This window comes from Nonomuraea typhae (genome assembly GCF_009760925.1).
Taxonomy (GTDB): domain Bacteria; phylum Actinomycetota; class Actinomycetes; order Streptosporangiales; family Streptosporangiaceae; genus Nonomuraea; species Nonomuraea typhae.
The window spans coordinates 979,333-998,012 of record NZ_VRLV01000002.1; the positions used below are offsets into that span (position 1 = coordinate 979,333).

The window sequence follows — 18,680 nt, forward strand, 5'->3', positions numbered from 1 at the left end:
TCCGGGGGAGGTTTCTCACCATGCAGACCCCTCGGCTCACCGGAACTCATCGCTGTCCGGCTGAGCCCGCCGGGAGGAAACGCTCCGGGATGACGCCGGGGCGGCAGGCGAACACGCCTCGCGGCTCCATGACGTCGCCGGCGCCCGACCGCATCGCGCCTGCCGTACCAGCTCGCCGGCCAGTTCCACCGGGCCGGCCCGGGAGGTCCCGGCGGTGAGGACGACGGCGCCGGCGCGGCGGGCGATCAGCTCCATCGGCACGTCCCGGCCGCCGTGCGCTCCGTGGCCGGCATGCCGGGCCCCCGGCCGCGTTCTGCGGGAGTTACCGGATGACCTTCTTCAGCTCGGCCGCCATCGCCGCCGAGTCGTGGCCGGGCTCGACGCCCTCGACGATGATCAGCTCACCCTGCAGGTGGTTCTTGCGAAGCGGCAGAATCGCCTGGTAGGCATCCGAGTCGTAGAAGTTCCTGGCATGCTCCATGGACGGGAACTCCACCAGGATCACATCACCCGGCCACGTCCCCTCCCGGACGTCCACAGTGCCCCCGTGCACGAGGAACCGGCCCGAGTAGGGGTCCAGGGCCGCCTGGATCCTCTCCAGGTATTCCAGCACCTCGGGGTGGATCTCTTCCGTCTTGCGAAGATGCGCGAGCATGTAAGCGGTCATGGGTCCACACTCCAGTCAGCTGTCGATAACCCTCACCTTAGGACGACCGGAACCCCGGGGAATCTGTCGTGCTTAGGTACTTCCGACCGGGGTCGCCGGTAGTGCGCCATCCTGGTCAGGCCGCGTCGAGGGCCGCGGTGATCTTGCGGATCATGTCGGCCAGGGTGGGGCTGGGCCGGCCCTGGTGGGTGCGGGCGGCCGCTTCGATGGCGACGATGACGGTGTTGCGGAAGTTGTCGGCCTCGGCCGGGTCCTGCCGCTTGAGCAGCCTCATGGCCGCCGGCAGAGCCGGCAGCACCACGTCGGCCAGCTCAGCCACGGACTTGCCGTACTTCACACCCTTGGGCGCCTTGGTCAGCACATGCCCGACCAGGCCGGTAGCGGAGGTCAAGGCGATGGAACCATCGGTGGCGACCTTGTGCGCCGAACCGGCGGCACCCGCGGCGGACATCAGCGAAACAGCACCCCAGGCGGCGACACGGAGGGTGAGCTTGTCCTGGTCGGAAAGGGTGACGGACATGGTGTGCTCCTCAAATCTGGCGGGAAGATCGATGTGGCCGAACTGCCCCCCAGTTGCTTGCTGCCGCAACCGGCGGACCGTTCATGACCTCAACGATGGCCCGCCGCCCTGATACCGCACCGTCACCGCCCTGACGCGACCACTGACACAACCCGCACGTCCACCCGAGTCACCATGGATCAACGCCCGATCACCGCCACTCGGCTACCCCGACCTGGACCGGCCTGGGGCACGGATGCCTCACGTGCCGATTCGGGCAACAGATCATGCTGACCCTGGCGAAGCGGCCTCCTGGGAGCCACGTGGACCACTCCACGCGGCAACAGGCGTACGCCTCATCCGTACGCCGAGACAGGGAATCGAATCGTGGCCTGAGGTCGCCTCATACTCCGACCGCATCCAGGCGATGGCCTTGGCCGCGTCCTCGAACGTCTCGGCCATCCGCGAGGCGGGTTTGGCCGGCCACTCCCCAGTCCGCATCGGCGGCAAGACCGAACCGAAGAAGTCCGGCGACGTCGGTCGCCGCTCGCCCTCGCGAGCAAGGTCTACACCATGACCGTTCCACATGTTCCCCCGGTTCTGTCGAAAGACGAGGCGGCCCCTGCCTGATGGCCTGATTCGGGCGGGCAGGGGCCGTCCCAAGACGGCGTGTCAGATCGTGGCGTCCTGGAAAGCACGCAACTCGGCGCCGGTGAAACGGAGCATCCCGGCCCCCGGGTTCTTGGAGTCACGCAGGGCGAACGCGTCCTCCACGCCTCCGAGCGGGGCGATCTCCATGCACGACTCGCCCTCGCCGTCCTGGTTGTTGCCGCCGCCGCACAAACGGCGGAACGCCAGCTGGCCGGGATCGGCCGCGTACAAGTCCACAGACATGGTGAACAGACCTCCTAACGAAGTGATGGATGGGTTCTTGATGGCCCTCGCCGTTAGGGCACCGGCGGGAACCACCGCACGGCCAGCCCTGATACGAGGCGTATTTCTGATCGCGGGCCCGAGCCGCCGGGCTCCCGGATCCGAAGGCTGAATGCATATCCCGGCCGCATCGGGATGATCGCAATCTTGCACACCGCGCAAGAGCATCTGGGTCCGGTGCTCCTCCCGCGTCCAGCTCGGCGTCGGCGTATCCGGCCCGAGCGACTCAAGCTCGTCGGGCGCAGGGTCACCAACGCGCCAGACGCCCTCATCGCCGCCCGAGCCAGTGAACTCACCGACTCTTCTCTGAGAAATCTCTGCATGGGGGCCATGCAACGACGGCAGGAATTGGGCCGGAGCTGCGGCTAGAAGATTTCCCGAGATTGCAGCGACCTCCGTGCCGCAGCTATCCCGGCTCGTGCGGCGTTGCCGTAGACGGCCAGCGCCTGCAGAAGACGAAATATCCGGACATAAGTCTCTATTTCGCTGGGTCGATTGGTGCGGTAACCCCCGGTCCAGTGCTCGCTACGAACCAGCGAGTCGTCATAGATGGAGAACCCTTCCCCCGGCCAGATGGTTCGGAGTCGGCCCAAAGGGATGATGCCAAGCGCCACATTCGCAAAACCAGCAGCAGAAGGAAAGAGAGATCGTCCCCGTCGCTCTTGGATTGCATGAGATTTCGCCCTCCTGGTCTACACCGTGAGCCCAGGGCTCACGCGAGGGCTGCGCAGCGTCAATCCCTCCGCCGGCTTGACCATCATCACCGGTAGCACGAGGTCAGTACGTTGCCGACAAATGACCGTGAATGACGGCAAGCAATAGGCAGACTCAGGCTCACGATATAGACCGCGAACTGGGAATATATCTCCATCTGACCTAGCCAGATCGCCCGCCCAGCGTAAATCGTCTGCAGAGCATGGACTCCTTCGCCCGGGCGAAGCCGCAGTCGGTTCATCCGCCGGCGATGAGCAACAATCAAGCCGGATTTCCGTTAGATGCCGTCTGCCAGGTGTCCGTGCCCTGACAGAGCGACGTGAGCCCGGAAGCACGCCAGACGTGCGCATCAGCCGTTCGAAGCGGGTCGGCTGCAGCCCCGCGAACGTTTCCACCCACAGAGGATCAGCCCGTAGCACCGGCGAAATCGCAGAGGTCATCTGGCTGACCTATGTCGACCGCCACCGCGTCTCCCCGGTCGACCAGATCATCTTCGACCACCTACACGAGACCAGCCGGCTCCGCCGAAGAACACGATCCACAGGTCTGGGGTTTGCTTCCTCACGGAAGCGCGTGTTCCAGAACCACCTGGCGTGGTTGAGCCAGCAGGCCCAGGTAGGTCCATCACACCACCACGAACACGCCCACAACCCTCCCCGGTGCCCGGTGACCGCTCGGGGTCCGGGGGCGGGCCCCCGGCTGGGGGTGTGGAGGCTTGGCCCCCACTGAGAACTGCCCGAGCCCTCAGCGCGAAGCGCCCGAGGCGAAGGACCTTGCCTTTGGGCCGGGGTGTGGGGGCGCGGCCCCCACTCAGGACTGCCCGAGCCCCTAGCGCGAAGCGCGCCGAGCGAAGGACCTCGCCTTCGGGCCCCGGGAAGCGCTAGGCGTCGATGTGGTCGCGGTCGACCTCGGCTGCCGAGTTGACGATGAACTCCCGCCGAGGCGCCACGTCACTGCCCATGAGCAGGTTGAAGATGCTCTCCGCCGCCTCCGCGTCCTCGATCCGCACCCGGCGCAGCATCCGGTGCCGCGGGTCCATGGTCGTCTCGGCCAGCTGGTCGGCGTCCATCTCACCCAGGCCCTTGTACCGCTGGACCGGATCCTTCCACCGCTTCCCGCGCCGCTCCAGGTCGCGCAGGACCTTGTGCAGCTCGGCATCGGTGTAGCAGTAGATGTACTTCTCCTGCCCTCTGCCGGGGTTGGTGAGCTCGATGCGGTGCAGGGGCGGTACGGCGGCGAAGACCCGGCCGGCCTCCACCATCGGCCGCATGTACCGATGGAACAGGGTCAGCAGCAGGCACCGGATGTGTGCCCCGTCGACGTCGGCGTCGGCCATCAGGATGATCTTGCCGTACCGGGCGGCCTCGATGTCGAAGGAACGACCGGACCCGGCCCCGACCACCTGGATGATCGCGGCGCATTCCGCGTTCTTCAGCATGTCGGCCACCGAGGCCTTCTGCACGTTGAGGATCTTGCCCCGGATGGGCAGCAGCGCCTGGAATTCGGAGTCGCGGGCGAGCTTGGCCGTGCCCAGGGCGGAGTCGCCCTCGACGATGAACAGCTCACTGCGGTCGACGTCGTCGGCCCGGCAGTCCACGAGCTTCGCCGGGAGGGCGGAGTTTTCCAGCGCGCTCTTGCGGCGCTGGTTGTCGCGGTGTTCGCGGGCGGCGATGCGGGCCTTCGCGGCGGCGACGATCTTCTCCAGCATCGCGCGCAGCGGCTGCTTCATGCCGCGCGGCGGGTTGGTGAAGACGGCTTTGAGCTCGCGGGAGACCACGTGGGAGACGATGCGGGTGGCCGCGGAGGTGCCCAGGACCTCCTTGGTCTGGCCTTCGAACTGCGGCTCGGGCACGCGGACCGTGACGACCGCGGTCAGGCCCTCGAGGATGTCCTCCTTGGTGACCGGGTCGTCGCCGTTCTTGAGCAGGCGGGTCTCGCGCAGTTGCTCGTTGAGCGTCTTGACCAGGGCGCGTTCGAAGCCGGTGACGTGGGTGCCGCCCTTGGGGGTGGCGATGACGTTGACGAAGGAGCGGACCGTGGAGTCGTAGCCCTTGCCCCAGCGCACGGCGACGTCGACCGTCAGCTCGCGCTCGACCTCGGTCGGGGTCATGTGGCCCTGGTCGTCGAGGACCGGGACGGTCTCGTGGAAGTGGCCGAGGCCCTGCAGGCGCAGGACGTCGCAGACGGCCTCGTCGCGGGCCAGGAAGTCGGTGAACTCCGAGATGCCGCCGTCGAAGCAGAACTCCTCGGTCTGGCCGTCGTGGATGAGGGCCAGGGTGAGGCCGGGCACCAGGAAGGCGGTCTGGCGCAGCCGTACGTGGATCTCGTCGATGGAGACCTCGGCGTCGGGCAGGAAGATCTGCGTGTCGGCCCAGAAGCGCACGCGGGTGCCGGTGACCCGCTTGCGGAGCTTGCCGCCGTCGCGCAGGCCGGACTTCTTCCTGAACTTGGCCGTGGGGCCGTCGCCGTCGAAGACGCCGGGGACGCCGCGGCGGAAGCTGATCAGGTGGATCTGGCCGCCGCGGTCGACCTCGACGTCGAGGCGGGCGGACAGGGCGTTGACCACGGAGGCGCCGACGCCGTGGAGGCCGCCGGAGGCGGCGTAGGAGCCGCCGCCGAACTTTCCGCCCGCGTGGAGCTTGGTGTAGACGAGCTCGACGCCCGCCAGGCCGCTCTTGGGCTCGATGTCGACGGGGATGCCGCGGCCGTTGTCGCGCACCTCGATGGAGCCGTCCTCGAACAGCTCGACCTCGATGCGCGTGCAGTAGCCGCCCAGCGCCTCGTCGACGCCGTTGTCCACGATCTCCCAGAGGCAGTGCATGAGACCGCGGGAGTCGGTGGACCCGATGTACATGCCCGGTCGCTTGCGGACGGCCTCGAGGCCCTCAAGCACCGACAGGTGACGAGCTGTGTAACCCGCCTCCACTACCGTCACTCCCGCTCCCCTGGTCTAGCCATCGAACACGTGTGCGTAGCTTACCGTTCTTCCCGCCGCAGCGCGTACAAGCTTGCCATCCCGACACGTTTGCCGTTACGAACGGGCTGATCGTCATTACTTTGGGACACATTAAGCTCTGGGCGTAGCGACGTGCCGGTTGGGAACGTCCAGGTCCGGTTAGATGTTGTCTCAAGTGACTGCGCCAGATCCTCGCTTCGGCGGGGGTGACCAGAAAGGCGATACGTGACTGGAGCTCTCGCCCCCGTTAAGCCGTTGACGGCCCTCGACCGTTGCGACCGTTGCGGCGCCCAGGCCTACATTCGCGCGACCCTGCCCGTGGGCGGGGAGCTGTTGTTCTGCGCCCACCACGGGCGTCAGCACGTCGCAGCGCTTCGCGAGAAGGGCGCCGAAATCCTGGACGAGTCGGCTCGGCTCAGCGAAACCCCAACCATTGCCCCTGACGGTGAGCGCTGACCCCAGCGCTCACCGTTACGAGATAACCACATATAGCAACACATGCACGACGCGGCGGCCTCTCAGCTGAGGTGTCGCCGCGTCGTGCTGTTTCCCACCCGGTAGTGGTAACCGCCGGCCACCTCGAAGCCCTCGCTCCGGTAGAGCCGCCGAGCCCCCTCGTTCGTCTCGGTGACCACCAGATAGGCCGAGGACAACCCTTCCTGTACGGCCCGCCGTACCAATGCCCGGACGACCTCACGAGCCAGCCCCCGGCGGCGCGCGGCGGGCAGGGTGGCCAGGCAGTAGATCCCGAGGGTCTCCCCCTGCGGCACGCCCCTGCCGACGGCCAGGGCGGCCCCGTCCTCCTCCACGGCCGCGTACCAGGCGGGCGCCCCGGTGAGGATGCGCCGGGCGGCGGCGAGTTTGCCGTCGTAGCGCCCGTCCACGGCCCACCAGGACCGCATCCATCCGTCCCAGGGCTCGTCCGCGATCCGCACGTCACGGGAGACCGGGGCGGCCTGCAGCGCGGCGGTCATGGCGAGCACGGGCCGGCCGGTGCGGTACCCACGCCGCTCCAGCTCCCGATCCAGCGCGGAATCGGTCACCATGAAGACCGCCGGCAGGCCCCGATCGGCGTAGAACTTCTCGGCACGCTCGACCGCCTCGTCCAGATTCGCAGGGGCGCTCCGGGCATAGACGGAGTTGGCCCGATCCGTCACACCGTCGGCGTACCGCAGCACCCACCCGTCATGAACCTGCTGATCAAAGGCAGGCCACGCCTCATGGACAAGTCGGGAAATATCCATGCGGCGCACCATATCTACTACGATTCCCCAGGTGTCCTCCCCTCCTCTCGAAACGTCGCCGCGCGGGCGGGCCTGGATGTGGTTCGCGGGCATCGCCGCCGCGATCCTCCTGCCGCTGGGCGTCGCCTGGCCGCTCGGCGGGCTGGAGGACGCCGGGAAGAACGCCGTCCCCACCGTCGCGATCGGCCAGAAGCTGACCGGCAATCGCTACCACTTCATCCCCAAGAAGGCCGCCTACACGACCGCCGACCCCAATCCCTCCCCCTTCGGCGACCCGCGCGAGGGCAGGTACGTCGTACTCGACCTCGACGTCACCAACGTCGGCAAGAACCCCGCGGCGCTGACCGAGATGGCGATCCGCCTGGACATCATGATCGACGGCAGGCCCCTGGACAAGATCATGTCCATCAAGGACCAGCTGATCATCCGGCCCGGCGACAACCGCGGCCACCTCCTCAACCCCGGCGTGCCCGAGACGGTACGCCTGTCGTGGGAGGTGGACGCCAAGACTCCCGACCCGGCACGGCTGACCGTGGCCATCCACGACGAGGACTACAAGCCGAGCTGGTCGCTGCTGGGCTACGCCTCGGGCGCCTCGCTCTGGTACCGGCAGGAAGAGCCGCGCTGGATCCTCGACACCCCGCTGGAGCGGGCATGACGAACAAACTCATCGCCCTGGCCGCCTCCGCCGTGCTCCTGGTCGCCATCGGCGCCGCCCAGCGCCTCCAGCTCGACGCCGACCGCGTCTACCAGCCGCTCGTCTCGACCGGCGCCATCGGCCAGGAGGTCCGCACCACCCCCTACACCGTCCGCGTGGAAAGCGCGGAGAGCGGCCGGGAGCTGGAGCTGGTCGACTCCTCCGGCCATAAGGAGAGGCGTTCCACCAAGGGCGTGTGGGTCGTGGTCCGCCTGAGCGCCACCGCCACCCAGGAGCGGGTACGGCTCGGCGACGCCGAGCTGCGTGCCCCGGACGGCACCGAGTACGGCGCCACCGACCGCTTCTTCGGCATCGAGTCGGCCGACCTGGAGGCGGGCATCCCCCAGCGCGGCGCCATCGCCTTCGAGCTGCCACCGGACGCCGTCAAGGGCGCCGTCCTGCGCCTGACCAGGGCCCGCTACTCCACCATCCACCGGCTCAACGGCGCCCTCGGGCCCGGCGTGGAGGTGCCGCTGGGGTTGTCCGGCGCCGCCGTACCGCTGGTGACGATCGCGAAGGAGAACCGATGAGCGAGCGGCGCGCCAAGCGCCAGAAGGGCGTCCGGCACCTCTGGTACGGCCTGGGCCTGGTCGCCGGGGTGGCCGCGCTCGTCGCGGTGCAGGTGCTGCCCAAGCTGGAGGACTACGCGCTGCGCACCGGCGGCGCCGCGATCGCCCCCGCCGCCGGGTCCGGGGCCGCCTTCAGCGGCTCGACGTGGCGGCTGATCGGCATCGGCGCCACCCCCGGCGAGGATCTGCCGCAGGGCACCACGGGCGTGACCGCGATCATCGGCGTCACCCCGGGCGACGACGCCGCCGCCAAGGCCATGGCCAAGGGGTGCGAGACCGCCGTGCGCGACGCCCGCCAGCGCGTCTGGACGACGTCCAGCCGGGTGAAGGGCGTGGCCGGGGTCTCCACGCTGTGCACCCAGATCGACCGGAAGACCTACAAGCCGATCCTGGCCAAGCCGGGCGTGGAGGTCAGGTTCCAGGCGAGCTTCGCCGTACCGGCCGACGCGGTCAGCTCGCTGCGGGTTGAGGTGCGTCTTCCTGACCACTACGAGAGCTTCGTACGGCTGACGCCGCCCGGACCGCCATCTGCAGAGCCGCCGCGAGCAGGCTGATCCGCAGCACCTCGTAGACGGCGGTGACGCCGAACTTGATCGGCTCGTGCCAGACAGTCCACCAGCTGCTCTCGTGCGGCCCGGCCAGGTTGAGCACCCCGTAGAGCGCCCAGTCGCGCGCCACGCCCAGAAGCGTGTAGCACAGGCAGAACACCAGGAAGAAGACCGGCCCGGCGCGCAGCACCATCCGCAGCCCGTTGAGCATCGGGGTGTACTTGCCACGCAGGTCGCGCGAGACGAACTCGGCCGCCTTCCGCACCGGCTCCGGCGCGGCCTCCCTGATGCGACCGGCTCCGGACTCGACCCTGGTCCCCTGGATGACGGCCTCGCCCGCCTCCATGTCGCGCCCGTGGACCACGGCCGCGATCACCACCCAGACCAGGGGCAGCACCAAGGCGTCCTTGAGGTTGGGCACCACGAACGCGGCCGCCTCCCCCACCGGCCCGAGGACGGTGCCGGCGGCGTCCGCGGCCGCGACCCAGGCGGTCCTGGAGGTGAGCCAGTCGATCCGCTCGCCGATCCAGTGCTCGAAGCTGATCACCGCGAAGAACATCCACAGCGACTCGAAGGCGATCGAGAACAGGCCGATCCAGCCCTTCGGCCGGGCCTCGTAGAGCTTGCCGGCCGCGACCCGGACCGCGAACGCGAGGAGGGCGATGACCGAGGTGGTCAGCAGCGGGTTGAACGACAGGTTCCCGACCTGCTGCACGCCGAACAGTTCCTGGGCCAGGGTGTTGTACTGCCGCACGTCGTCGGTGAACAGCCCCCAGGCCCCGTAGAAGGCCAGGAAGGGCAGCAGGGTGTGGGCGATCAGCGTGGACAGCCGCCCGTCCTGCCCTTCCGGCGCGGACGGCAGGATCGAGGTCTTGCGCAGCACCCGCAACATCGCCACGTACGCGGCGAGCGTCGCCAGGACGGCGAGGCTCATCACGGCGAAGCCGAGGTACCTGCGCGGCCCCTCGACGTCGCCGATGTAAACGGCGACGACGAGGACGAGGTCATGGACGATCCGCCCCGCGGTGTAGAAAAAGGCGAGCGGCAGGAAGAACCGCGCTGCCAGGGCGAAGGCATCCAGAGGCAGCCAAACTGGGGAGAGTGACGCTTTCATCGCAGTGGATGGTACCGGGCCTAAGCTGTCTGACGTGCTGATTCTGCTGCCGCCGTCCGAAGGCAAGGCCGCCGAGGGCCGTGGTCCCGCGCTCGGCGAGCTGTCCTTCCCCGCGCTCGACAAGGCCCGCAAGCGGGTGCGCACCGCGCTGGGCAGGGCCTCCAAGCGCCGCGACGCCCTGGGCGTCCTGGGCCTGACCCCGGGCCTGGCCGGGGAACTGGACAAGAACCTCGCCCTGGAGAGCGCGCCCGCCCTGCCCGCCGCCGAGCTGTACACCGGCGTCCTGTACGACAACCTCGGCCTGTCCACGCTCTCCGCGGCGGAGCGGGCCCGGGCCGAGGAGTCGATCCTCATCTTCTCCGGGCTGTGGGGCGTGCTGCGCCCGGCCGACCGCGTGCCGCCCTACCGCCTGTCGATGGGCGTCACGCTGCCCGTCCTCGGCGGCCTCGCCTCCTTCTGGCGGCCGCCGCTCACCAAGGAGCTCGACCGCCTGCCCGGCCTGGTCGTCGACCTGCGCTCGGGCACCTACGCCGGGGCGTGGAAGGCCGGTGACCGCTCGGTGGCGGTCCGCGTCTTCCGCGACGGCAAGGTGGTCAGCCACATGGCCAAGGCCACCCGCGGCGCCGTCGCGCGCGCTCTGGTCCGCTCGGGCGAGGACCCCGCCACCCCGGCCGACCTGGCCAAGCTCCTCGACGCGTACGGCTTCGCCGTCCGGCTCGGCCCGCAGCCCAAACCCGCCCAGCCCTGGCACCTCGACATCGAGGCCACCGTCTAGGTCGCCTGGGCCGTCGTCGTGGCCGTGAACGCCTGACGATAGGCCCGCGGCGAAACCCCCCGCCGCCTGGCGAACGACTCCCGCAACACCGACGCCGACCCGAACCCCGCCCGGCAGGCCACCTGCTCCACCGGAAGATCGGTGCGTTCGAGCAGTTCCTCGGCCAGGTCCAGCCGGTGCCGCCGCACCCAGGCGTGGGGCGTGGTTCCGGTCGCCTCCGCGAACCGGCGGACGAACGTGCGCGGGCTCATCCCGGCCCGCGCCGCCATCTCCTTGACCGTCAGGGGCCGCTCCAGGTTCCGGAGCACCCACTGCAGCACCGCGCCCAGCCGCCCGTCGTCCGGGGCGGGCACCGGCCGGGGAACGTACTGGGCCTGCCCGCCGTCGCGGTGCGGCGCGACCACGACCTCCCGGGCGACGGCGTTGGCCGCGGCCGCGCCGTACTCACGCCGCAGCAGATGGAGGCACAGGTCGATGCCCGCCGCCGCGCCCGCGCCGGTGAGCACGCTCCCCTCGTCCACGTACAGCGCCTCGGGCACCACCTCCACCCCCGGGTGCCGCGCGGCCAGTTCCGCCGCCAGGCTCCAGTGCGTGGCGGCCCGCCGCCCCTCCAGCACCCCGGAGGCGGCCAGCACGAACGTCCCCGTGCAGAACCCGGCGACCACCGCCCCGCGCTCATGGGCCCCGCGCACGGCCCGCGTCAGGGCGTCCGGCGCCGCCGTGCACCCGTCCGAGGGCACCACCATGACCACGTCCGCCCGCCGCACGGCCTCCAGCCCATGCCGGACCCGCAGGGCCACCCCGAGATCGGTCACGACGTCCCCGGCCCGCTCCGCGCAGACCACCACCTCGAACGCGGGCAGCCCCGTGATCCCCCGGTTGGCGAACACCTTGCCCACCACCCCGAGCCCGAAGGCGCTCACTCCATCGCCCACCAGCGCCGCAACAGTCACGACCTTTGGCAGCGATCCTGCGAACATCTGCATTTCTGCCACTTGTTCACCCTACGCAGTGATCGCCATCCTGGCTCGCATGAACCTCGGCACCAGCGCCACGTACACGATCCTCCACGAGGGCTACGGCGACGACGCGGTGGCCGCCACGGTCGGCTATCTCGAGGACGGCGACGTCCGCGCGGTGATCGACCCCGGCATGGTCCGCCACCGCTCCCTGATCCTGAACCCCCTGCGCGACCTGGGCCTGAAGCCGGAGGACGTCACCGACGTGATCTTCAGCCACCACCACCCCGACCACACGCTCAACGCCGCCCTGTTCCCCGACGCCCGCTTCCACGACCACTGGGCCATCTACCAGGGCGACCGCTGGACCTGGCGGGACGCCGAGGGCTATCGCCTGACCGGCTCGATCATGCTGACCCGCACCCCCGGCCACACGAACGAGGACATCACCACCCTCGCCGGCACCTCCGGCGGCCTCGTCGCCTTCACCCACGCCTGGAACACCGCCGCCTCCCCCGGCGACCGCCACGCCGCAGACCTCCAGGCCCTGCACGCCGGCCGCCGGCGCCTGCTCTGCCTGGCCACCACGATCGTCCCGGGGCACGGCCCCGCCTTCACCCCGGCCGAAGCCCACCCGTAAACCTGATATCGGTGACCCATGGGCTCCACGTCGCTGATCGAGATCACCCCGCTGCTCCCGCTGTCCCTGCTCGTCCTCATCGCCCTCGGCATGGCGGCCGCCCGGCTCGGAAGGCTCGGCCACGCCCCGGCCATCGCCACCGCCTGCCTGCGCGCCGCCGTGCAACTCGCCGCGGTCTCCGCCGTCATCACCTGGGTGATCACCCTGCCGGCCGCCGTGGCCGCCTTCGTCCTGCTGATGTACGGCGTGGCCGCCTACACGGCCGGGCGCCGCATCACCGGCGGCCCGGGCTGGCAGTGGGCCGCGCTCCCGATCGCCACCGGCACCTTCCCCGTGCTGGCGATCCTGATGGCCACCCGGGTGGTCTCACCGGACGGGATCGTGATCATTCCGATAGCCGGGATCCTGCTCGGCGGCTGCATGACGGCCACCACCCTGGCGGGCAAACGCGCCCTGGACGAGCTGGCCCAGCGCCGCGGCGAGGTCGAGGCCGCCCTCTCCCTGGGCTTCCTCCCCCGGGAGGCGCGCCTGGAGATCTGCCGCCCGGCCGCCGCCCAGGCGCTGGTCCCGGCCTTGGACCAGACCCGGACCGTGGGCCTGGTGACGCTGCCCGGCGCCTTCGTCGGCATGCTGCTCGGCGGCGCCGGCCCGCTGGAGGCGGGCGTCGTCCAGCTCGTGGTCCTCGTCGCCCTGCTGGCCGCCGAGGCCGTCGCCTGCGTCACGACCGTCGAGCTGGCCGCCCGCGTGAAGATCAGCCTTCGGCCTTGAGCGTGTTCACCGGCGGCTCGGGACGACGGGGCTCGCGCACCCCGCTGTCGTCGTCCGGGCCGGGGCGCACCCACACGGTCACCGGCGCCCACCGGGCGACGCGCACGCCCGGGGCCGGATGCTGGGCCACCACGATCCCGTTCATCACCGGCTGCGGGCTGTCGGGATCGGGCCCCTGCAGCAGCACTCCGGCGTCATGGCCGGCCAGCCAGGCGTTCAGCGCCTGCTGACCGCGGAAGTCCGGAACGATCACATCGTTTAACACACACGGTCACCACGACGATTGAAACACAGGCAAGGCCCCGCACTCCACCGACGGGAGTACGGGGCCGAGCACCTGCGGAACTCTTAGTCCAGGTAGTCCCGGAGGACCTGGGAGCGCGACGGGTGGCGCAGCTTGGACATCGTCTTCGACTCGATCTGGCGGATCCGCTCGCGGGTCACGCCGTAGACCTTGCCGATCTCGTCCAGCGTCTTCGGCTGCCCGTCGGTGAGACCGAAGCGCATCGACACGACGCCCGCCTCGCGTTCCGACAACGTGTCGAGAACGGAGTGCAGCTGCTCCTGCAGCAGCGTGAAGCTGACGGCGTCGGCCGGCACGATGGCCTCGGAGTCCTCGATGAGGTCACCGAACTCGCTGTCGCCCTCCTCGCCCAGCGGGGTGTGGAGGGAGATGGGCTCGCGCCCGTACTTCTGGACCTCGACCACCTTCTCGGGGGTCATGTCCAGCTCGCGGGCGAGCTCTTCCGGCGTGGGCTCGCGGCCGAGGTCCTGCAGCATCTGCCGCTGGACCCGGGCCAGCTTGTTGATCACTTCGACCATGTGGACCGGGATGCGGATGGTCCGCGCCTGGTCGGCCATGGCCCGGGTGATCGCCTGCCGGATCCACCAGGTGGCGTAGGTGGAGAACTTGTAGCCCTTGGTGTAGTCGAACTTCTCCACGGCGCGGATCAGGCCGAGGTTGCCCTCCTGGATGAGGTCCAGGAACAGCATCCCGCGGCCGGTGTAGCGCTTGGCCAGCGAGACCACCAGGCGGAGGTTGGCCTCCAGCAGGTGGTTCTTGGCCCGGCGGCCGTCCTCGGCGATCCATTCCAGCTCGGCCCGCACGTCGACGGGCAGGTTGTCGACCTCGCCGCCGAGCTGCTCCTCGGCGAACAGGCCCGCCTCGATGCGCTTGGCCAGCTCGACCTCCTGCTCGGCGTTGAGCAGGGGGACCTTGCCGATCTGCTTGAGGTAGTCCTTGACCGGGTCGGCGGTGGCTCCCGCGGCGGCCACCTGGGCGACCGGGGCGTCATCGTCGTCGTCGGACAGGATGAGGACTTCGTCCTCGCTCTTGTCGGCCTCGGCCCCGGCTTCCGGCTTGGGCTCCTCGTCGGTGTCTTCCTCGGTCTCTTCGGACTCGGACTCTGCCTCGGCGACGATCTCGTCGTCGTCGACCTCGATGTCCTCGAGGTCTTCGAGGTCGACCTCGCCCTCGAGGTCGATGTCCTCGTCGTCGGCCCCTTCCGGAGCCTTGGGCTTGGTCTCGGCCGGACCGGAGCTGTTGCTCTCCGGCTTGTCGGCCGCCTTCTTGGCGGGTGCGGCCTTCTTGGCCGCCGGGGCGGCCTTCTTGGCAGGAGCAGCCTTCTTGGGGGCCGGCTCGGCTTCAGCCTCGCCGACGACCGCGGTCACGGTCTCCGGCTGCTGCTCCTTGGCGGCCGCTGCGGTCTTCGTCTTGACGGGGGCAGCGGTACGGCGCTTTGCTGGACCACGAGACTTTTTCGGTGCCGCCGAATCCGCGGCGGTCACCACCACGGTCACGCCCTCTTTACTGAGGTTCCGCAAGAACGCGGCGGCGTGCGACATCGGGATGTCCGCCTCCTCGAAGGCTTGGCGGACATCCTCAGACTCGAGGAAACCCTGCGAGCGCCCACGCTCGAGCAGTCGCTGAATGACGGGCTCGTTCAGCTCTTGTGGCTTCGAGCGAGTCGAACTTGCAGGCGACACGAACACCTCTCGAACGAACGCGTGGCGACAATGGACCCAGATGCCCGCTGGGGGGCTATGCCTCTCTAGGAGATACGAGGCCGTGCGGAGCGCAAACGGACCAACCAGCATTCTGGCATGACCCAGCACCTCATACGGCCACCTCCCGGCGGTTGACCTCCACCCTAGGCCGACCCGGACAGTAGTGCGTACGCAAGCGCGGCACTGATACCCGAAAGCAACCGTTATGACTGTTTCATTCAGTCACTCTTCGTGGCCGGCGGAACGTGAATAGCCAGTGCGGTAACGTCATCATCCTGTTCATATCCCGACAACATCCGGTCTACCAGGAAGTCCAGCAACATGTGCGGACTACTGACGACCTCAGGCGGCGCTTCGGTCACAACAGAGCAAAGTTCCGCGAGACCGGCGTCGAGACCTCGCTTCCGGTTCTCCACCAGACCATCGGAGTAGAGCACGGCGGTATGGCCGGGCGGCACCACGAACCGGAACTGCCTACGGCTGGTCGGCCAGCCTAGCGGAGTGCCGGGCTCGGCGTCACACAGAATCGCCGTGCCCTGCGGCGAAACCAGCACGGGCGGCGGGTGACCGGCCAGCGCCAGCGTCCCCTCGCCCGTCACCGGCTCGACGACCATGTAGGCCAGCGTGGTGACCTGCTCTTCCTCCTCGGTGGCCTCGAAGACCCGGTCGAGACCGGTGAGCACGGCGGCAGGCGGCGGATTGGTCAGCGCCAGCGCCCGCATGGCGTTGCGGATGCGGCCCATCCCGGCGGCGGCCTTGACGCCCTTGCCCATGACGTCGCCCACCACGGCGGCCACGCGGCCGTCCTGGAGCACGAAGGCGTCGTACCAGTCGCCGCCGACCTGCACGTGCCGGCTGCCCGAGCGGAAACGCTGGGCCAGCACCAGGCCCTTGACCACCGGCAGGCGGTCGGGCAGCAGGCTGCGCTGCAGGGTCTCGGCGGTGCGGTGCTCGCGCTCGAACAGCGTGGCGCGCTCGACGGCCAGCGCGCACTGCCCGGCCAGCGCCTCCAGGAAGACGCCGTCCTCCTGGGAGATCTTCTGCGGCCGGGTGAAGGAGAACCGCAGCGCGCCCAGGGCGCGGCCCGCGGCCAGCAGCGGCAGGCCCACCCAGGCCCGCTCGTCGCTGTGCTTGAGGTAGGCCGACAGGACCTCCTCGCTGCCGCCCGCCTCCAGCAGCTGCGACTTCAGCGATTCCGGCGAGTCGGCGAAGACCGGCCGCCGGCTGTTGACCGCCATCGTCATCACGCTGGAGTGCGACAGCGGGATCTCCTCGCCGGAGGCGCCCGGCACCTCGGGCACGCCCTCGCCGTTGACCAGCTTGAGCGCGGCCCGGTCGGTGTCGAGCAGCGCCACGGCCGACCGGTCGGCGGCCAGGGCGGTGCGCCCGACGTCGATGATGACCTGGACCACCTGCTCGACCGTCAGGGCCTCGGCCAGCATGGCCGTGGCGCCCTGCAGCCGGGCCGTGCGCAGCGCCGCGGCGCCGAGCTGGTCGGTCAGGCGGCCGCGCATCTCCTCGGCCTCGCGCTGGGGCGTGACGTCGGTGTTGGCGCCGACCCACTCGACCACCCGGCCGTGCCTGATGATCGGTACGGCCCGCACCTCGAAGTGGCGGTAGCCGCTGGCCCGGGTGCGGACCCGGTAGTTCCACTCGAACATCGTCCGGCCGCGCAGCGCCTCCCGCCACGCCTCCTCGGTCTGCTGGCGCTCGTCGGGATGGACCGCGTCGAGCCAGCCCTGCCCGAGGTACTCCTCCAGCCCCTGGCCGGTGATGGCGCGCCACTGGGGCGCGTCCTCGACCACCGCGCCCGTGGGCGAGGTGATCCACACCAGCTGCGACTGCGCCTCGACCAGCGAGCGGTAGCGCTCCTCGCTGCGGCGCAGCTCCTCCTCGGTCTGGCGGCTCTCGGTCACGTCGAGCCCGACCAGCGCGACGGCACGCAGCTCGCCGCCCTCGTCGTGGATCGGCGAGAACGACAGCGACCAGTGCCGGGTGTCGCCTTCCGGCGTGCGCACGCGCACGCGGCTCTCGGTGACCGGCCCGTCGCTCTCGATCACGGCCTGGACGCCGTGCGTGACCAACTGGCTGAGGTCGGCGGTCAGCACCTCCACCGGCGCCTTGCCGGCCAGGCGCTCGGCGGGCACGCTCACGACATCGGTGAACACGTCGTTGACCCGCTGGATGCGGCCCTCGACGTCGAAGAAGGCGAAGGCGAACTCCGCCTCGGACAGCAGGCCCTTGAACAGGCCGGAGTCTGAGATGTCCACATCCGACTCCCGGGGACGGGGAACGGAGGTCTCGGCGCTCATGGTCGGCACCTCCGTCGCGTGCCAGGGTCTCCCACGCGGCACATCTCCATAACTGTGTATCGGCGTAGCGCAGCTCCGGGCGACCGGATTCTGCTGTACATCATCCGCGATCGGTGTGCGTGGACGGAAGCCCCCGCCACCGGCCGGTCTCCACTATGGACAACGCATCCTGTCAAAATCGCTCCACGTTACGCAGCAAGATCAGGCTACTTGGCCTTCGCCGCCCTTTTGGCCTCTTGCTTGGTTGCCCTGACCTTGTCCAGGCTCTCGGGGCCGACGACGTCGGCCACGGACCTGTGGGAGCCCTCCTCACCGTAAAGCCCGGCCGCCTCGCGCCAGCCGGAGGGCTGGACGCCGAGCTGTTTGCCCAGGAGAGCCAGGAAGATCTGTGCCTTCTGCTTGCCGTAGCCGGGAAGCTCTTGCAGTCGCTTGAGCAAGTCCTTGCCGTCGGCGGCGTCGGCCCAGATCCGCTCCGGCCGCCCGTCGTAGTGCTCCACGAGGTAGACGGCGAGCTGCTGGACGCGGCCGGCCATCGACGTCGGGTAGCGGTGCACGGCGGGCTTCTCGGCGAGCAGCGCGGCGAACGCCTCGGGGTCGTAGGAGGCGATCTCCTCGGCCGTGAGGTCGTGCCCGAGCCGCTGCGAGATGGTGTGCGGGCCGGTGAACGCCCACTCCATCGGGATCTGCTGATCGAGCAGCATGCCGACGAGCAGGGCGAGCGGACTGCGGCCGAGCAGCTCGTCGGCCTCCGTCCGCTGGGCGAGCTGGATGCGCATGGAAACAGCTTCGCACGAAAGGGTCTCTCACGTTTGGCGGTCGCGCCCGCTGCGCCGTACTTCACGATGAACGCACAGGAACACAAAGGAACACAGTCGGCCTGGAGGCTTGACACCTGCCCAAGAAAGGATGGAATGGGAGCGCAAGACGCACGCGTCCACCTCCGGGGGGTTTGCCCCCGGGCCTCCAGAGGAATCTCACGACTATGCTCGCTCTGGCCACACGCATGCTCAAAGAGCCAGTGAGTCTCCGGCTGGCCGAAGAGTTTCTCACCGTGCCCGTGGACACGATCGACCGATGTGTGGCCGACGTGCGGGCGTGCGCGGAGCATCTCGGCATCGAACCGACCGCTCAGGTCGTGGAGCGCATCGCCCGGGAGCATCTGCTCGCCATCGTGAACTCCGCGCCCCCGCCCCGGAGCGCCCGATAACATCGGTGAGACCAGGCTGCGTGAATCGCGCCGTTTGTGCCTGGAATGCGAGAGAGTGAGGGCGTGCGCCG

Annotated in this window: 20 protein-coding genes; 8 read left to right on the forward strand and 12 right to left on the reverse strand. The window is 69.6% G+C overall.

The window, feature by feature from the left end; translation table 11 throughout:
- Positions 1-36 precede the first annotated feature (36 nt).
- The 5 genes from FVE25_RS11060 to FVE25_RS11080 form a co-directional block, all read right to left on the reverse strand.
- Positions 37-255 carry a hypothetical protein gene (locus FVE25_RS11060; RefSeq protein WP_157246310.1) on the reverse strand — a complete coding sequence of 73 codons (219 nt, stop codon included), beginning with the start codon at positions 253-255 and terminating at the stop codon, positions 37-39.
- Positions 256-322: 67 nt separating this feature from the next.
- Positions 323-667, reverse strand: coding sequence for a DUF1330 domain-containing protein (locus FVE25_RS11065; RefSeq protein ID WP_157246311.1), 345 nt, complete (start codon positions 665-667; stop codon positions 323-325).
- Between the two features lie 115 nt (positions 668-782).
- Positions 783-1,187, reverse strand: coding sequence for a hypothetical protein (locus tag FVE25_RS11070; RefSeq protein ID WP_157246312.1), 405 nt, complete (start codon positions 1,185-1,187; stop codon positions 783-785).
- A gap of 651 nt (positions 1,188-1,838) precedes the next feature.
- Positions 1,839-2,060, reverse strand: a complete 222-nt coding sequence (locus tag FVE25_RS11075) for a DUF397 domain-containing protein (RefSeq protein ID WP_157246313.1) — start codon at positions 2,058-2,060, stop codon at positions 1,839-1,841.
- Positions 2,061-3,693: 1,633 nt separating this feature from the next.
- A complete protein-coding gene (locus FVE25_RS11080; RefSeq protein WP_157246314.1) occupies positions 3,694-5,748 on the reverse strand; it encodes a DNA gyrase/topoisomerase IV subunit B in 2,055 nt (684 codons plus the stop codon).
- A gap of 246 nt (positions 5,749-5,994) precedes the next feature.
- Between FVE25_RS11080 and FVE25_RS55080 the strand changes: the two genes are divergently transcribed.
- Complete coding sequence (locus FVE25_RS55080) at positions 5,995-6,225, forward strand: DUF7455 domain-containing protein (protein WP_246266902.1); 231 nt, start codon at positions 5,995-5,997, stop codon at positions 6,223-6,225.
- A gap of 62 nt (positions 6,226-6,287) precedes the next feature.
- Here FVE25_RS55080 and FVE25_RS11085 read toward each other — a convergent pair whose 3' ends face one another.
- Positions 6,288-7,025, reverse strand: a complete 738-nt coding sequence (locus FVE25_RS11085) for a GNAT family N-acetyltransferase (protein ID WP_425489483.1) — start codon at positions 7,023-7,025, stop codon at positions 6,288-6,290.
- Positions 7,026-7,044: 19 nt separating this feature from the next.
- On the opposite strand from FVE25_RS11085, the gene FVE25_RS11090 reads away from it, so the two are divergent.
- The 3 genes from FVE25_RS11090 to FVE25_RS11100 are packed head-to-tail and all read left to right on the forward strand — an operon-like array spanning position 7,045 to position 8,833.
- The gene (locus FVE25_RS11090) at positions 7,045-7,671 is read left to right on the forward strand and encodes a hypothetical protein (RefSeq protein WP_157246316.1); all 627 of its coding nucleotides are present in this window, start codon (positions 7,045-7,047) and stop codon (positions 7,669-7,671) included.
- Entirely contained in the window at positions 7,668-8,240 is a 573-nt protein-coding gene (locus FVE25_RS11095) for a hypothetical protein (protein ID WP_157246317.1), read from the forward strand. Before FVE25_RS11090 ends, FVE25_RS11095 begins: the two co-directional genes overlap by 4 nt.
- A complete protein-coding gene (locus FVE25_RS11100; RefSeq protein ID WP_157246318.1) occupies positions 8,237-8,833 on the forward strand; it encodes a hypothetical protein in 597 nt (198 codons plus the stop codon). The genes FVE25_RS11095 and FVE25_RS11100 overlap by 4 nt, the downstream gene beginning before the upstream one ends.
- On the opposite strand, the gene FVE25_RS11105 is transcribed toward FVE25_RS11100, so the two are convergent.
- Entirely contained in the window at positions 8,730-9,941 is a 1,212-nt protein-coding gene (locus FVE25_RS11105) for a hypothetical protein (protein WP_157246319.1), read from the reverse strand. The genes FVE25_RS11100 and FVE25_RS11105 overlap by 104 nt on opposite strands.
- Positions 9,942-9,975: 34 nt before the next feature.
- Here FVE25_RS11105 and FVE25_RS11110 point away from each other — a divergent pair, with 34 nt between their 5' ends.
- Positions 9,976-10,716, forward strand: a complete 741-nt coding sequence (locus tag FVE25_RS11110; protein WP_181019528.1) for a YaaA family protein — start codon at positions 9,976-9,978, stop codon at positions 10,714-10,716.
- Here FVE25_RS11110 and FVE25_RS11115 read toward each other — a convergent pair.
- Positions 10,713-11,669 (reverse strand): GlxA family transcriptional regulator, encoded by a 957-nt coding sequence (locus tag FVE25_RS11115; RefSeq protein WP_246266905.1) that lies wholly within the window; start codon positions 11,667-11,669, stop codon positions 10,713-10,715. The two genes, FVE25_RS11110 and FVE25_RS11115, sit on opposite strands and share 4 nt — an antisense overlap.
- A gap of 79 nt (positions 11,670-11,748) precedes the next feature.
- On the opposite strand from FVE25_RS11115, the gene FVE25_RS11120 reads away from it, so the two are divergent.
- Together FVE25_RS11120 and FVE25_RS11125 are read left to right on the forward strand one after the other, a co-directional pair.
- Positions 11,749-12,315 carry an MBL fold metallo-hydrolase gene (locus FVE25_RS11120; RefSeq protein ID WP_157246320.1) on the forward strand — a complete coding sequence of 189 codons (567 nt, stop codon included), beginning with the start codon at positions 11,749-11,751 and terminating at the stop codon, positions 12,313-12,315.
- 18 nt (positions 12,316-12,333) lie between these two features.
- Entirely contained in the window at positions 12,334-13,083 is a 750-nt protein-coding gene (locus FVE25_RS11125; RefSeq protein ID WP_157246321.1) for an ABC transporter permease, read from the forward strand.
- Here the strand turns inward: FVE25_RS11125 and FVE25_RS11130 are convergent.
- The 4 genes from FVE25_RS11130 to FVE25_RS11145 form a co-directional block, all read right to left on the reverse strand.
- The gene (locus tag FVE25_RS11130; RefSeq protein ID WP_181019529.1) at positions 13,067-13,348 is read right to left on the reverse strand and encodes a PASTA domain-containing protein; all 282 of its coding nucleotides are present in this window, start codon (positions 13,346-13,348) and stop codon (positions 13,067-13,069) included. The genes FVE25_RS11125 and FVE25_RS11130 overlap by 17 nt on opposite strands.
- An 83-nt stretch (positions 13,349-13,431) precedes the next feature.
- Positions 13,432-15,069 carry an RNA polymerase sigma factor gene (locus FVE25_RS11135; RefSeq protein WP_157246322.1) on the reverse strand — a complete coding sequence of 546 codons (1,638 nt, stop codon included), beginning with the start codon at positions 15,067-15,069 and terminating at the stop codon, positions 13,432-13,434.
- 239 nt (positions 15,070-15,308) lie between these two features.
- The gene (locus FVE25_RS11140) at positions 15,309-17,402 is read right to left on the reverse strand and encodes a SpoIIE family protein phosphatase (protein WP_157246323.1); all 2,094 of its coding nucleotides are present in this window, start codon (positions 17,400-17,402) and stop codon (positions 15,309-15,311) included.
- Between the two features lie 206 nt (positions 17,403-17,608).
- The gene (locus FVE25_RS11145) at positions 17,609-18,178 is read right to left on the reverse strand and encodes an HhH-GPD-type base excision DNA repair protein (protein ID WP_157246324.1); all 570 of its coding nucleotides are present in this window, start codon (positions 18,176-18,178) and stop codon (positions 17,609-17,611) included.
- Positions 18,179-18,420: 242 nt separating this feature from the next.
- Here FVE25_RS11145 and FVE25_RS11150 point away from each other — a divergent pair, with 242 nt between their 5' ends.
- A complete protein-coding gene (locus FVE25_RS11150) occupies positions 18,421-18,609 on the forward strand; it encodes a hypothetical protein (RefSeq protein WP_246266907.1) in 189 nt (62 codons plus the stop codon).
- Positions 18,610-18,680: the final 71 nt, after the last annotated feature.

What these genes read in the sequence shown, in the direction of transcription:
- FVE25_RS11145 (WP_157246324.1), bottom strand. Translation starts at nt 18,178, where the DNA reads ATGCGCATCCAGCTCGCCCAGCGGACGGAGGCCGACGAGCTGCTCGGC.
- FVE25_RS11075 (WP_157246313.1), bottom strand. Translation starts at nt 2,060, where the DNA reads ATGTCTGTGGACTTGTACGCGGCCGATCCCGGCCAGCTGGCGTTCCGC.
- FVE25_RS11120 (WP_157246320.1), top strand. Translation starts at nt 11,749, where the DNA reads ATGAACCTCGGCACCAGCGCCACGTACACGATCCTCCACGAGGGCTAC.
- FVE25_RS11100 (WP_157246318.1), top strand. Translation starts at nt 8,237, where the DNA reads ATGAGCGAGCGGCGCGCCAAGCGCCAGAAGGGCGTCCGGCACCTCTGG.
- FVE25_RS11140 (WP_157246323.1), bottom strand. Translation starts at nt 17,402, where the DNA reads ATGAGCGCCGAGACCTCCGTTCCCCGTCCCCGGGAGTCGGATGTGGAC.
- FVE25_RS11125 (WP_157246321.1), top strand. Translation starts at nt 12,334, where the DNA reads ATGGGCTCCACGTCGCTGATCGAGATCACCCCGCTGCTCCCGCTGTCC.
- FVE25_RS11065 (WP_157246311.1), bottom strand. Translation starts at nt 667, where the DNA reads ATGACCGCTTACATGCTCGCGCATCTTCGCAAGACGGAAGAGATCCAC.
- FVE25_RS11070 (WP_157246312.1), bottom strand. Translation starts at nt 1,187, where the DNA reads ATGTCCGTCACCCTTTCCGACCAGGACAAGCTCACCCTCCGTGTCGCC.
- FVE25_RS11105 (WP_157246319.1), bottom strand. Translation starts at nt 9,941, where the DNA reads ATGAAAGCGTCACTCTCCCCAGTTTGGCTGCCTCTGGATGCCTTCGCC.
- FVE25_RS11085 (WP_425489483.1), bottom strand. Translation starts at nt 7,025, where the DNA reads ATGGTGCGCCGCATGGATATTTCCCGACTTGTCCATGAGGCGTGGCCT.
- FVE25_RS11095 (WP_157246317.1), top strand. Translation starts at nt 7,668, where the DNA reads ATGACGAACAAACTCATCGCCCTGGCCGCCTCCGCCGTGCTCCTGGTC.
- FVE25_RS11060 (WP_157246310.1), bottom strand. Translation starts at nt 255, where the DNA reads ATGGAGCTGATCGCCCGCCGCGCCGGCGCCGTCGTCCTCACCGCCGGG.